Raw genomic sequence first — 13,709 nt, 5'->3', positions numbered from 1 at the left:
GAGCCACTGATGGCAGACGAAATGAAGCCTCACCCGACACCCCTGGGGGTTGAACCATACGAAGGGCTCGACCACCCATGTGGAGGGTAGGGACGAAATGCGCCTGGCGAGGTGACGGAACGAGGTCCCCTGCAGACCACTCATCTGGGAACCCGACCGCACTGGAGGCAGATCACTCGTCTCTTCCGTGATCCGTGGGGGCCGCGGCCCCAGGAACCAGGGGCTCGGGCACAATCAGGAGCTGTGCCGACGCCTCCTGACCCCGCTGTCTTGTACCCCGATGTCGCGGCCTGCGGCAGCCTCGCTGCAGCGCTCCAGGCCGAGGGGGAAGGCTGCCTCGGCGCCGTCCCCGTCACGTCCTCGGACTCCGAGCCGCTGCTTTACGCAGCCGTCGCAAGTACCCTGCAGCACCGCGAACCGCTGCAGATCAGCGCCTGGCGGCACGAAACGCCGGTGGTCGATCTGGGGCACGGAACCGTTCCAGAGCCTGTCTCTCATCGACAGCACGACAGACGATCTGGCGGAAGTCGCCAAGGCCGCCAGGGCGTGGCACGACGGTGCGGTGCTGAACGACATCCGCCGGGCGGCACCCTTCGTGCACCTGACCGGGCGGTTCGAGGTGCCCGACCTCGACCCCGCGCGCCTGACGGAATCCGAGTGGCAGGCCATGCGCCAGGAAGCGGCCGAACTGGAGTACGTCTGGCAGGAGACGTACCAAGCCCTGATCGAGGCAGCGTACGCCGAACCGGCGCTGCGCGCCCTCTACCCGTTCACGAGCCACTGGGCGCTGCGCTTCTCCACCACCACCCGCCCGCGCCTAACCGTGGTCGGGCCGTGCCTGGCCGCCGGCAGCGACGGCATGTACACAGTGGGCACGGGCATCGTGACCCCGGACCTCGGCCGATTTGCAACAGCCCGTGAGGCTGTGGCGCTGGCCGTGCGCCAACTGCCTCCCGGCCTCGGTCCAGTCACGCTCGGCGAATGACGCTGCCCGGTGCCAGAGCCGTGTCGCAGGGCTGCAACAACCACTACGGACCGGAGAGTTTACCGGGGACCTCCACACATCAACACGGGAAATCGACGCGACACGGTCGGCGTTTGCGCAGGTCAGTGAATTCCGTCGGTAGCCCGTACCGGCGGGCGCCTAGTGTCCCGTCTCATTTGATCTTGCTCTCGGCGGAGGCTCTGAGCAGGCGTGATGCATAGTGCGGCGAGACGGGCTGGGGCCGGTGTCGACGATCACGGACATACAGGCCCCCTCATTTCGCGACCGCCGGCAGCGCAATGGTTCCGGCGAACGTCCCCTGGGTCGACTCCGTCACGCCCTGGCTGTAGCGGATGCTCCGACCGTCGTAGGGCATGAGGAAGGCGCACCGGAAGATGTGCGCATCGATCCGGTACGTCGTCGCGTCGAGGACGACCGACTCCACAACGCTCTCCACGGTGATCTGACTCTCGGAGGCCGGGACTCCCGCCGCACGCAGTTGCTCCAGGATCGGCCTCAGTTCACGCACCGCCTTTTTGACGATCGCCCTCCCCCGCACCCCGGACAATGCCGCAGAAGACGTACGGACTTGCAACTCGACCTGATCACCCGATTTGATCAGCGAGATCCCACTGTCGGGTGTCTTCTCCGTGGCGTACTCCTGGAACGCACTGAGCGCGCCGACCGGATCCTCCACCTTGTCCGCGATCTCCGGATCGGCGAGGGGCCCGTGCTTCCAGGCGGCACCCGGTCCACCCTCTTTGACATAACCCGTGCCGTCGACGACGAAGACCTCTTCGGGCCTGCCCACACCCTTGCTGTAGCTGGTTCCCGCAGAGTGAAGTGCCCAGGACTCCCCCGTCGTGCGGTGCACCGTGGCCGTATAGAGGGCGGTGCTCTTCTGCCCGCGCAGGACCAGCTCTTCGCTCCCCTTGACGGCGAACGTCCAGCCCTTCTCCCCGGACATCGCCTCTTCGGCCCGCGCGAGGAACTCGACGGCCGTCCTGGGCTTCGCGGACGCCGCTTGCTCGCTCTTCCCCGCTCCGTGGGACTGCTCGACGCCACTTGAGTTTGCTGGTTTCCCCTGATCCACTACATCCGTTGCCCGGCTCTGGGAGCACCCGGCCAATGAAACGGCAGCGGCGGAGAGCAGCGGAACCGTCAGCGCAGCCACAGCGACACGGGGCCTCATGCGCACACTCCTTGGAGATCAGGAAGAGAGCCTGGTTATACAGGAGCGTCGGCTACGGCGGCCACCAGGCGGACATTCGACGCAAAGTTCACGTATCCACGGTTGAGCGGCGCCCGCCGTTCGGTGCCGGTCGGCCACCAGCTCAACGAAAAGACACACCACCGCCGAATTCGTTCGGCGGTGGTGTGCGTCGATTTCAGCGAACGCCGCAGGAACCCTGCGATGCCGCTCGGGAAGCGGCGCGCCGACCGGCCCTTGCCCTGTTCCGGAGGAGGGAACGAGGTCGTCCGGGCCGATCGGCTTGCCAGTCAGCTGTCACACAGAACAATCCTCGTCAATCGTTCTCGGACAGCCAGGGCGGCGGGCCGAACATGTCCGCGTACGGATTGGGCTCTCCCGTGTCCGGGTTGATTCCCTGCGCGAACAGACGGCGGGCCTCACGCACATGCACGAAGCGCCGGAAACCGCCTGCCTCAGCCCACATGTCGCCGAACTCCCCTCGGAAGAGCCGCACGACGTACTCGACCATTCCGCACTCGTGGAAGTGCCAGTCGAGGCCACCTCGGCTCCATACGGCCACCGTCCAGTCGTTCGGATCCTGCTTGGTGGTCACCCAGCACAGCAGGTCACTTCTGGCATTGATTCCCCAGGTGATGACCGGCGGCGTGGACAGCGAGCCGGAAACGGTCGGTGGGTGCTTCAGCCACATCTGCCGTGCCGTGTGCGTCTCCTCCACCATGGCGTCGGAGGGGATGGGGCCGTCGCTCGGCACCGGAACGAGGAAGGTGAGGAATGCATCGACCTCACCCTCGCCGTACGCGGCGACGAACTCCTTGTAATCCTGTGGGAAGGCGACCCCCCAGGAGCTCTCAGCATCCTGCCAGTCGATCGCATCGCCGGCGCCTTCGTGCGGCGGCATGAGATCCCGCAGCGTCTCGATCAGCGGCTGCCCGCTCATCGGTGCACTTCCTTCCGTTCCACTGTCACGGCATTCCTGCGGTTGGCACGGGAACACCGGTCCCACTGTGCACGACCAAACCCAGGTTCGTGAAGATGTTCGATCCCTTGGGGCCGGTCAGCAGCAGGTTCGGAACCGTGTCGTTGAAGGAGATTCCCGGACTGCCGTTCGGATCCCCTGCGCTGTCATCGTGAAGCTCTTCGCAACGGTGCGCGGGCCTTCGTAGTTGGGGGTCACCTCGTACCGCACCACCTGTCCTTGATCGATCGCCTTCTCGACGACCTCCGCCCAGCTGCGCATGCTGATGTCCTGTGTACCCGCGACGTCGTCACCATAGGTATTGGTGACTCTGCCGCACGTCGCCAGGTTCGCGGGGTCCAGCCCGTCGCCGCCGAGCGACTTTCCGATCAGGTGGCACGCATTGATGTGCCGACCCGGATTGGGGTGGCCATACCAGTACGCGAGATTCCTTGCCCACGTATAGCCCGGAGGGCATATGAACGGAGCCTTGCGGCACTGGACGTCGGTGCCGTGCGTACTGGCGTACGCCTTGTCGATGCAGCCGACGGCGCCCGTCGCGCGCCCGCCATGTGCCGTGTCCACCGGCTTGGGGTCGATCCAGCCCTGGCCGTCGGCGCCTCGGCATGTCGGATCGGCCCGCGGCGTCGTACCACGGGCGGAGCCGTCGTCGGGGGCCGAATCGTCTCCGAGGAGTTCGGAGATGCCGATCACGAAACTCGTGATGAGGCCGAACAGGCCACCACCTCGCGTGGTGGTGGTCGTCGAGCCTCCGCCGCCATCGGTGAAGACCGGACGATGCCCGTCGAGTTCGACGACGCTCGATGGATTGCCACCGGTGAAGGCGTACCGGTTGCCGGTGCAGGGGTCGCTGCACAGGTTCATGTCGGCGAGGGCAAAGTTGTACATGTCACGGGTGGTGAAGCGGTTCAGCCCGGGGTTGTAGTCACGGAAGCCCATGTCGTACGTGCCGGACTGGGCGTCCCAGCGCTTGGCGTTGAACCGGTAAGGGTTGTAGGACTCCTTGGTGGGATCGGCGGCGTCGGGCTTGTCGATGCCGGTGAACTCGGACTCGTCGTCGGAGCCGTAGGCCGTGTAGCCGTACGTGCCCTTCGTGTCGCCGTTCTTGTCCGTCAGGGTCTCGACGTCGGAGTGGCCGTTGTAGCCGTAGTAGCCGTCCTCGGTCGTGCCGTCGCTGTTGTGCTTGATCTGCGACAGGCGCTCGCCCCACGGGCTGTACTGGTACGACTTGGTCAGCTCGCCGGCGATCTTCTCGTCCAGGACCTCGCTGGAAAGCCCCAGGTAGTCGAAGTCCGTCGTCTTGCCATCCGCCGTCTTCGACGCGGTGCGGTCCAGCGGGTCGAAGGCGTACGTGGTCGACTTCATCGCGCCCGTGTCGTCCATCTTCTGGGACTCCACGACGTGGTCGAAGCCGTCATACACGCTTCGCGAGATGATCTTTCCGCCCGAGGTGACCGACTCCTGGCGGCCGAACGGAGTACGCGGCCTGGTCACGGGCCACCGGAGGCGGAGCGGACCAGCCTGACGCAGTCGGGGCCCGCCTCCTGACGGAAGCAGGCCCCGACGCAATCATCCGCTATGGGCCAACCCTTGCGCTCAAGGGTCCCTGAGCATTTCGAGCACTCTTATCCGACGGAAACCACGGGTTCGGGCCCCGGAAAGTTCGGAGGGAGCCCATGCGGTTCGGCCGTCCCAGAGCACAACCAGGCGAGATAGCTCGAGAGGCTGCCCTCGTAGTGGAACCAGTCGTCATTCCGCCCAGCCACAACGACTGTCCATTCGTTGGGCTGCCCTTCTGTACGCCAGTGGAACTCGTCCCCGTCTATCGAGCCGCCCCACCGCAGCAACCCTCCCGATTCCGGGAACGCAGGGTAGCCACCGAGCATTCCCTTCTGCGCCATTCCCTCGGCACCGGCGAGATCCTCTTTCTGCGCCTCGACGTATCCTGTTTCGCCTCCTGGGGCCGGCGACGTCACAGTGAGGAATTGCCCGATCTCCAGCCGAGGGTACGACTCCGCCAAAGCGATGTAGTCGTCTGGCAGCCCAGTCCTCAAGCCGTCGAAGACCACCTGCCAGTTGATGCGTCGTGGAAATTCGAGACGCCGCGCCACCAGCCCTGGCAGTGCAGCCTCTAGGGATTCGATACTCAACAGCCACCTCCATTTGCGTTCTTGACTCTGTCGGGGATCTTGAAGGCAGTCGAGTTCAACTGCCCAGCGTTCGCCAGGACTTCGACCGAGGGATGCCGTGTTGGTCCAGGAAGGTCTGGAAGGCGGTCGGTGGCCGTGGTGATGGGGTTTCCTCGGTCGGTGACAGGCCGCTGAGGCGCTCGATGTTCACGGCGATTGCTGTGAGTACGTGTTGCAGGTGGGCTTTCGGCTGTCCTCGGTAACGGCAGTGGCGCATGCCATGTCCGTGGGCGAACTCGTTGATGGTGCCCCACCCCGGAGCGGACCGCGTAGCGGGTCTTCCAGTCGGGGGTCTGCTGCTCGGCGCGGACGCGGAGTTGCAGGTCGCGGAGTTCTCGTGGGGGAAAGCCCACGGTCCGGGCGCTGTCGGCGGTGGTGGTGCACCGGGTGCGGACCGGGCAGGGGCGGCACTGGCTCTTGGTGAACCGCGCCACGATCAGCGGGGCGGCGGTGGGCGAGGACGTTGGGTAGGGGCCGTGCCAGCCGGCGCTGACCTGGCCCTGGGGGCAGGTGACCTGCCGGCGGTCGAAGTCGATGTGGAAGTCGTCCCGGTCGAATCCCTCGTTCTTGCGGTGCTGGCGGGTGGGGTTGCCCGGCAACGGTCCGCTGACGGTGATCTGGTGTTCGCGCTGGGCTCGTTCCAGGTGGACCAGGGAGGTGTAGCCGCCGTCGACCAGGTGCTCGGCTGGCAGCAGTCCGCGACGCGCCAGGCGGGTGTGGATGCCGGGCAGGGTCTGGGCGTCGTTCGTGGCGGCCGAGGTGGTGGTCACGTCCGTGATCACGTTGGCGCTGTCGGAAGCGCACGTCTCGGTGACGTGGGCGGCGAATCCCTTCCAGCGGATGATGTGCCCGTGGCGGACGTAGCGCGCCGTGGTGTCGTAAGGGGAGACGATCGCCGTGGAGGAGGGCGGTAACCCACCGTCGTCGGCAGTGCGCCAGTGCAGGCGGCCTGCCGCGTCGCGGTAGTAGTTCTGCACGACGATCTGCCGCAGGGCCTTGGCCTGCGGGCCGGGCCGGTGGAGGCGTTCCAGCAGCCGACAGGCGTCGTCGCCGGCGGCGAGGATCCTGGTCTTGGGCCGGGTGGGGTTCTTGCCCAGGCGGACCGGACGGCCGTAGCGGCGTCCCCACTCCTCGTCGACCAGGCCGACCAGCAGATGCCCGGCCGTGCGTGCCACTTCTTCCAGCGCGGCACGGACCGCCTCGGTGACCAGTTCCAGCCGGGTCAGGTCGCGCACTGCGGCCAGGACATGGGTGGAGTCGGTTCGCTGAGTGGTGCGCTCACGCACAAGCCCGGCATCCTTGAGTCGAACCAGCGCGAGGTCCAGGAGTCGGTCGGCGCGGTCGTCCTGGGCGATGCGCTCGCGGAAGTCGGCCAGCACACTGTGGTGGAAGCCGGGGTCGTCCAGCTCCATGGCCAGCGCGTACTTGAAGTCGATGCGGCAGCGGACCGCTTCTGCTGCTTGCCGGTCCGACAGACCGAGCAGGAACTGCAGCACGCAGACGGTGGCCAACTGGGCGGGCGAGAGACCGGGACGGCCGTCGCGCGGGTACCAGTCGGCGAAGTCCTCGTCGCGCCAGAGCCCGTCCAACCGGTCCCGCACCCATATCGCTGTCGTACCGTCCGGGTTGCTCGCCCGCGCGATCTGCGCGGTCAGAGAAGGGACTTGCTCACCGGAACGGGGACGGAGCGACAACGAACACCTCGACAACTGCATCGGCCTGTGGAACAGCCTTGAGCATGCACGGTGATCGCGCTGACGCACCGGGAAAATCCAAGATCCCCGACAGAGTCAAGCTGAGGATCATTGTCGTCGAGGCCGCCGACTGCACCGCAGGGACAGCCGGTGAACCGGGCCTGCTCCTCCCGACTGCTCATTGTCCGCCGCTGTCGGCGTCAGCGCTGGGGCCCCAGGTCGGGACCGAGGATCAGCCCGACCAGATCACCGACTGGCCGGGGAGCTCCCCGGTCGCGCGTCGGCCGCCCTGCCAGGGCACCGTGACGGTCTCCTGGTCTCCCACTGCCACGAGCCGGAGCGCGGTGGACCGGGTGATGAGCACAAGACCCGGAGCTCAACTCATTCAGAAACGATCAGTAAGGCCGGGGCCAGCGTCGGGCACGGGCGATGAGTACGGCAACGTCGTCGTGGTCGTCCGGATCGCGCAGTGCGTCCAGGAGCCGGTCGCAGGTTTCTTCCGAGGATCGGTCGGGGCTGTGCAGCAGTTGCAGGAGGAGGTCCAGGCGCTCGTCGATGGCGTGGTGGCGGGTCTCGACCAAGCCGTCGGTGTAGAGGACCAGTTGGTCGCCGGGGGCCAGGCCGAAGGTGGTGACTTCGAAGGCGACACCGCCGACCCCGAGGGGTGCGCCGGTGGGGAGATCGAGCAGTTCGGGGGGCTCGCCCGCGCGCATCAGCACGGGGGGCAGGTGTCCGGCAACAGCGATGTGGCACAGGGCGCGGTGCGGGTCGTAGACGGTGTAGGCGCAGGTGGCGTACTGCTCCAGGTCAGCCGTGATCTTGTCGAGGTGGTGCAGCACCTCGGCCGGTGGGAGGTCGAGGTCGGCCAGGGTGGAGGTGGCGGTGCGCAGGCGCCCCATGGTGGTGGCGGCGCTTATACCGCTGCCCATCACATCGCCCACGACCAGCGCGGCCTTGTCTTCCACGAGGGGGATGACATCGAACCAGTCACCACCGACTTCGATGGTCGTTCCGGCGGGCCGATATCGGGAGGCGACCTCCAGGCCCGCCTGATGCGGTGGGAGGTCCGGCAGCAGGCTGCGCTGGAGGGTCACAGCCGTGTTGCGTGCACCTTGGTACAGGCGGGCATTGTCGATGCACACCGCGGCTCGATCGACCAGCTCACCGGCCAGGGTGAGATCGTCGTTGTCGAAGGGCACCGAGTTGCGGGCGCGGGTGAGACCCAGGGTGCCGAGCACCTCCCCACGGGCGATCAAGGGCGTTATGAGATAGCTGTGGACGCCGGCGCGGGCCAGCGTGGCAGCGGCCTCGGCGTCACGGGCGATGCGAGCCAGGTCCCGCTCGCCGACGTGGGCTATCAGAATGGGGCGTCCGGTCCCCACGCATTGAGTGGCCAAGCGCTGCGCGCCGTAGCTGGCGAGGTGGCCGGGAGGGTCGACGGCACAAACGACCTCAGTCGGGTACGCGGCCTTCACCGCGAGGGCACGGAAGAGTGCCCGGCCGGCGCCGGGTCCCGTCCCGTGGCGGTCGGCAAGGACAGAGTCCAGGATGTCCACCGCCGCCACGTCGGCGAGCTCGGGGACGGCGACGCCGGCCAGCTCGCGGGCGGTCTGTTCCATATCCAAGGTGGTGCCGATACGGGCGGAGCTGTCGGCGATCAGAGCCAAGCGCTGCCGGGCACGGTGCCGATCGGTGACATCCACCAGCACGATGGCTACTCCCAGTACCCGCCCGCCGGGACCGTCGAGCCGGTAGTAGGAGACGGACCACGCGTGATCGTTGTCGGGGTCGGCGGGAGTGCGTCCCACGCTGTGCTGGTCGATCACGGGCCTTCCGGACGTGAGGACCTGCCGCAGCGCAGCCTCGATCGCATCGACCTCCAGGAAAGGCAGGGCCTCGCGGACTGGTCGCCCGAGGTGGTCTTCGGCTCGGACGCCGTTGATCTGCGCCAGCGCCGGGTTGACGGACACGTACCGCAGGTCGGTATCCAAGACGGCCAGCCCGATCGGGGACTGCGAGACCAGCCGCGTGGACAGGGCCACGCCCCGTTCCACCTGGCGCAGGATCGCCTCGTCGGTGGCGATGCCCAGGGCATAGAAGTCACCCCGGTCGTCCAGCAGCCGCATGTTGCGGAACTCCACCAGCCGGGTACTGCCGTCCTTGTGCCGGACGGGGAAGGCGCCGGCCCATCCTTGTCCCGTCCTCATGACTTCGGTGAACAGCCTGATCATCAGGTCCAGGTTCTGGTCATCGACCAGCAGCCGCGCCGCGTACTGGCCCAGCGCCTCCTGTGCGGTGTAGCCGAACAGCTCCTCGGCCTGCGGGCTCCACAGCACGATCCGCCCCTCGGCATCCAGCAGTACCGCCGCGACACTCAGCAGATCCAGCAGCCCACTGCGCTGCTGCGGCCCCGCGCCAGCCTGGTCGCCCTCGCCCCCGAAGAGGTCGGCTGTCCTCATCCCAGGCACTCCCTCCGCCTGCCAGCGCGACACACGGCCCCGCGTCCCCTTCAGGCTGCGGCCTGTCCCATACACCTCGCAGTGCTTCCATGGTCCCCCGGATCTGGGTAGCCGCCAGGTCGCGCTAGGCGGCCACTGCTCTGCGCGCGATGTGTGCGAGCCTGGCAACGGGCGAAGGCTGGCACACGACTGGACCGTGAGGACGCGATGCGGGAGACCTACCACGAGGAACTGGCCTCGATCAGCGATGGCCTGGTGGAGATGGCGAACCTGGTCGGCTCGGCCATCGGCCTGGCCACGACCGCTCTCCTCGATGCCGACCTGCAGCTTGCCGAGAGCGTGATCTCAGCCGACGAAAAGGTCGATGACCTCCAGCGCGACCTGGAGAACCGGGCGATCGCGGTGCTGGCACGGCAGCAGCCGGTAGCCACGGATCTGCGGGTCGTGGTCACCTCGCTGCGCATGAGCGCGGACCTGGAACGCTCTGGTGACCTGGCCCAGCATGTGGCCAAGCTTGCCCAGATGCGGTTTCCTAACCGCGCTGTTCCGCACGATCTACGCCGTACGGTCCTGGAGATGGGCCAGCTCGCCCAGCGCCTGATGGCGCAGGCCGCCGAAGTGATCATGACCCAGGACGTCCATGCGGCACTCCAGCTGGAGAAGGACGACGACCGCATGGACGAGTTGCACCGCACGATCTTCCAGCACCTCATGGACGACCGGTGGCAGCACGGCGTGGAAACCGCCGTGGACGTCACACTGGTCGGCCGCTATTACGAGCGATTCGCCGACCACGCGGTGTCGGTGGCCCAGCGCGTGGTCTACCTGGTCACGGGCGAACACGCAGACGAGCTGATCCCCGACACGCCCGCATGACGCCTATCTGGCTCGGCGAGGGTGCCCGCTTGGCTGGCCCGCAGCGGTCGCCCACTCGGCGGGCGTCATGTTGGCAGGCCGAGCCCCGGCCATCAGCATGGGCGCATGGCGGAACACACGACAGTCGTGCACACCATCACCCGGAACAGAACCCACCGGGGAGGATGGATCGAGCATGACCCGACCGGGCACGCAGTGAACATCCACCATCTTGAATTCGCTGGTCACGGGGCTGGTGTGGGTGGTGGGTTGTGTACTCGCGCTGGTCGGGGGCGATTGTCTGGCGTCAAGATCATCTGTCAGCGCGCGATTCTGAGTACCTGCGCTTCTCTACCCTCGATCCGTCGTGCCGGTCCGGCGGATTCTCCGGCGGCCGGTTTGTTGGGACTCTTTGAAAATGGGTGTGCCCGCGCTTCCGTGATAACTACGGAAAGCTGCTGAGAGCCAGGTCAGGCAATGGGCACCCTGGTACGTGAGTCTGGGACCAGTGGGCGCATCATGACCGCGTGACTGTGACCGATTCGCGTGCCGCTCTGTTCGAGCACCTTCGTCGCCGCTTCCCGGGCAGGACCATTGACGAACTGGAGGGTGTCGAGGGGCCGATCGAGGAGCGCGTTCCTGGGTTTCGTATCTTCCGGATCCACCCTGCCCATCCGGGAGACTGGTGGGTCTACGTGACCTCCGGATGCTGGACGGCGACCCAGGAGAACGGCCACGGCACAGAATTCTTCCTTGCCGCACCGCGTGATGACTGGAAGAACCTGGAGAGCGTCACGATCAACGCGTACTACCACTGTGGCCCGCCCCACCAGCGGCTCGACGTCGGCCACACCATCCCAATCGGCGGTCCCTGGCTGGACGACTCGGCGTGTGATCACTACCTGATCAGCCTGCCCTACCCCTACGGCCCCGAGTTTGAGATCTGCTCATGGGACGAGGACGCCCACTCCCGGATCCTCTGGATGCTCCCGATCACCAAGGCCGAGAAGGACTTCAGGCGCGAGGAAGGGCTGGAAGCCCTGGAAGACAGGTTCGAGGAACGAGAGATCAACCCGGTAGACCCGCAACGTCCCTCCACGGTGTGACCATCTACGGTCTCGGGCCGCCCCCTGCTGCTAGGGCTCGATGAGGATTCTGGCTCGCAGCAGGGGAAATGAGCGCGGCCGTACCTCTGTCTCTTGATCGTCTTGATGCGGTTGACGTGCCCTTCGACGACGCCGTAGCCCGACCACAGCAGGTCACAGCGTTGCGCAGGCCATCCGGCCGAAACCTGCGCAATGGGCCGGCCATTGCACACCGGCCGATGTCAGCAGGCCGGATCGGTTGCGCAACCCGCGCACCGCCCCAGCGGATGCGCAGCTCGGGCAGGCCTGCAAGCCGGGTCTGCGCAATGGCCGCGACCGTCACTCCGCACACCCGACCTGACCAAGCCCTGCTGCCCCCGGTACGCGTATGCTCCCCGGGCCTAGCGCCGCCGCGCCGGACCGGGGAGCGGAGGGATCACTCCGCAACGTCGACGACGATCTTGCCGGCGGCGGTTCCGCTCTCCACCGCATCGTGAGCCTCGGTGACCGTACGGAGGGTGAAGTGCCGGGGATCGACCATGGGCATGAGCGCCACGGTGTCAACAAGGGCGGCCGCCTCCCGCAGAATCTCCCCGTGGTGCTCCCGGCCCCGGCCGGTCAGCATCGGCAGCAGGGTGAAGACGCCCGAGTACGTTGCCCCGCGGAACGACAGGGGCGCGATGCTGTGGGTGCCCCAGCCCAGGGCGCTCACCACATGACCCGTGTAGGTGCGTACCGCGGTGAAGGAGGCGTCGAGCGTCTCGCCGCCGACGGTGTCGAAGACGACGTCGAAGCCCTCACCGCCGGTGTGCCGGGCGACGTAGTCCTCAACCGGGGTGGTGGTGTAGTCGATCGGTGTCGCTCCGAGGCGGGTGATGGTCTCCAGGCTGCGGGCCGATCCGGTTGCGAAGACCTCGGCTCCCCGGGCCCGGGCGATCTGAACGGCCACATGCCCGATGCCGCCCGCCCCGCCGTGGACGAGGACCTGCTGACCGGTCCTCACCTGTGCCCGGTCCACCAGTCCCTCCCAGGCCGTGATGACGATCAGCGGCAGTGCCGCCGCCTCGCGCAGGCTCAGGGAGGCGGGCTTGTGCGCGAGCAGCCGGGCGTCGACGGCGACGTATTCGGCGAGCGAGCCCTGCAGGTCGCCGACGCCGCCGGTGAGCCCGTACACCTCGTCGCCCGGGGCGAAGCCGGTGACCTGGGGGCCGATGGCCTCGACCACGCCCGCCAGGTCCAGTCCGAGGACGGCGGGCAGCCGGCTGCGGGCGTGGGCCGCCTTGCCGGCCCGGATCTTGGTGTCCAGCGGGTTCACCCCACTCGCCACTACCCGTACCAGGACCTGACCCGGCCCCGCGACAGGGGTCGTGAGCTCGCTCAGGGTCAGTGGGCTGCCGAACGCTTCCAGGACGACCGCGCGCATAAATACGGGCACCTTGGGGCGGGGCGTCATCATTGTCTTTGCCTTTCGAACAGACAGGTCTGTTTTCTTCAAATCGGAGAATCCCTCGTGCGCCCGGGCAGGCACATGAGGACAGCGAGGGTCAGGTGGTGCGAGGCGGGCAGGAGCGCTCGACCGTGAGCCGTGCCGCCTCCTTGGCGGCGGCGGGCATGGCCGGGTCCTGCTCGAGCCTGCCGGCCGCGAGCGTACCGTCGATCAGTAGGGTGAGCTGCAAAGCCAGCTGGTCGGGGTCGTCGGCTCCGGCCGCCTCGGCCAGGTCGCGCACCCACGCCCGCACCGCTCGCTTGTGCTCGACGGTCACGGTGTGCGGGAGGCTCCCCGGTTCACTCTCAGCGGCGGCGTTGATGAACGGGCAGCCGTGGAAGCCGTGCCGTTCGTAGGAGTCGGAGACCGCGTCGAACAGGCCCACCAGCTGATCGCGGGGGTTGTCGCCGGCCGCCAGCGCGGCGGCCCGCAGCTTGCCGCGCCAGGAGTCGTCGGTGCGCCGCAGATAGGCGGCGGACAGTTCGTCCTTGGACGGGAAGTGCACATACAGGGTGGCCTTGGCGACGCCCGAATCGGCGATGATGCGGTCGACGCCCACGCCGCGCAGACCATGGGCGGAGAACAGCTCTTCCGCCGTTGTGAGGATGCGCTCGCGCGCCGGAAGGCGCTTGGCCGTGGCAGGCATGCAGTTAACGACCTCTCCGGGATCTGTCGGATGCGCCACCTGAAGACTAACAGACAGGTCTGTCCGATCGGGCGGTGGGACGGCGCGGCGGATCACGAGCAACGAACGCGTCCCAGCCTGC

11 protein-coding genes and 1 pseudogene are annotated in these 13,709 nt (G+C 67.4%); 3 read left to right on the top strand and 9 right to left on the bottom strand.

Going from position 1 to position 13,709, the window contains the following annotated elements; translation table 11 throughout:
- Positions 1–562 precede the first annotated feature (562 nt).
- The gene (locus ACZ4RZ_RS41085) at positions 563–985 is read left to right on the top strand and encodes a DUF6193 family natural product biosynthesis protein (RefSeq protein ID WP_467752583.1); all 423 of its coding nucleotides are present in this window, start codon (positions 563–565) and stop codon (positions 983–985) included.
- Between the two features lie 274 nt (positions 986–1,259).
- On the opposite strand, the gene ACZ4RZ_RS41080 is transcribed toward ACZ4RZ_RS41085, so the two are convergent.
- From ACZ4RZ_RS41080 to ACZ4RZ_RS41050, 7 genes and pseudogenes are all read right to left on the bottom strand, one after another.
- Positions 1,260–1,952: a hypothetical protein gene (locus tag ACZ4RZ_RS41080; RefSeq protein ID WP_467752582.1), complete on the bottom strand. Its 693-nt coding sequence runs from the start codon at positions 1,950–1,952 to the stop codon at positions 1,260–1,262.
- Between the two features lie 559 nt (positions 1,953–2,511).
- Positions 2,512–3,135, bottom strand: coding sequence for an SMI1/KNR4 family protein (locus ACZ4RZ_RS41075; RefSeq protein ID WP_467752580.1), 624 nt, complete (start codon positions 3,133–3,135; stop codon positions 2,512–2,514).
- 117 nt (positions 3,136–3,252) lie between these two features.
- Entirely contained in the window at positions 3,253–3,879 is a 627-nt protein-coding gene (locus ACZ4RZ_RS41070; protein WP_467752595.1) for a DNA/RNA non-specific endonuclease, read from the bottom strand.
- Between the two features lie 72 nt (positions 3,880–3,951).
- Positions 3,952–4,650: pseudogene (locus tag ACZ4RZ_RS41065) on the bottom strand (RHS repeat-associated core domain-containing protein); the annotation flags it as partial.
- Between the two features lie 149 nt (positions 4,651–4,799).
- A complete protein-coding gene (locus tag ACZ4RZ_RS41060) occupies positions 4,800–5,324 on the bottom strand; it encodes a hypothetical protein (RefSeq protein WP_467752578.1) in 525 nt (174 codons plus the stop codon).
- Entirely contained in the window at positions 5,321–7,057 is a 1,737-nt protein-coding gene (locus tag ACZ4RZ_RS41055) for an IS1182 family transposase (RefSeq protein ID WP_467752577.1), read from the bottom strand. The genes ACZ4RZ_RS41060 and ACZ4RZ_RS41055 overlap by 4 nt, the downstream gene beginning before the upstream one ends.
- Before the next feature lie 395 nt (positions 7,058–7,452).
- Positions 7,453–9,516: a SpoIIE family protein phosphatase gene (locus ACZ4RZ_RS41050; protein WP_467752575.1), complete on the bottom strand. Its 2,064-nt coding sequence runs from the start codon at positions 9,514–9,516 to the stop codon at positions 7,453–7,455.
- Between the two features lie 207 nt (positions 9,517–9,723).
- Here ACZ4RZ_RS41050 and phoU point away from each other — a divergent pair, with 207 nt between their 5' ends.
- Positions 9,724–10,392: a phosphate signaling complex protein PhoU gene (gene phoU, locus ACZ4RZ_RS41045; protein WP_467752573.1), complete on the top strand. Its 669-nt coding sequence runs from the start codon at positions 9,724–9,726 to the stop codon at positions 10,390–10,392.
- 506 nt (positions 10,393–10,898) lie between these two features.
- The gene (locus ACZ4RZ_RS41040) at positions 10,899–11,477 is read left to right on the top strand and encodes a suppressor of fused domain protein (protein WP_467752572.1); all 579 of its coding nucleotides are present in this window, start codon (positions 10,899–10,901) and stop codon (positions 11,475–11,477) included.
- Positions 11,478–11,892: 415 nt separating this feature from the next.
- On the opposite strand, the gene ACZ4RZ_RS41035 is transcribed toward ACZ4RZ_RS41040, so the two are convergent.
- A complete protein-coding gene (locus ACZ4RZ_RS41035) occupies positions 11,893–12,912 on the bottom strand; it encodes a zinc-dependent alcohol dehydrogenase family protein (protein ID WP_467752570.1) in 1,020 nt (339 codons plus the stop codon).
- A gap of 88 nt (positions 12,913–13,000) precedes the next feature.
- On the bottom strand, positions 13,001–13,588 hold the full coding sequence (locus tag ACZ4RZ_RS41030; RefSeq protein ID WP_467752569.1) for a TetR/AcrR family transcriptional regulator: 588 nt from the start codon (positions 13,586–13,588) through the stop codon (positions 13,001–13,003).
- Positions 13,589–13,709: the final 121 nt, after the last annotated feature.

This window comes from Streptomyces sp. NPDC027189, assembly GCF_055566975.1.
The sequence above is the reverse complement of the archived record's forward strand: the minus strand, read 5'-3'. Positions and strand labels throughout refer to the sequence as shown.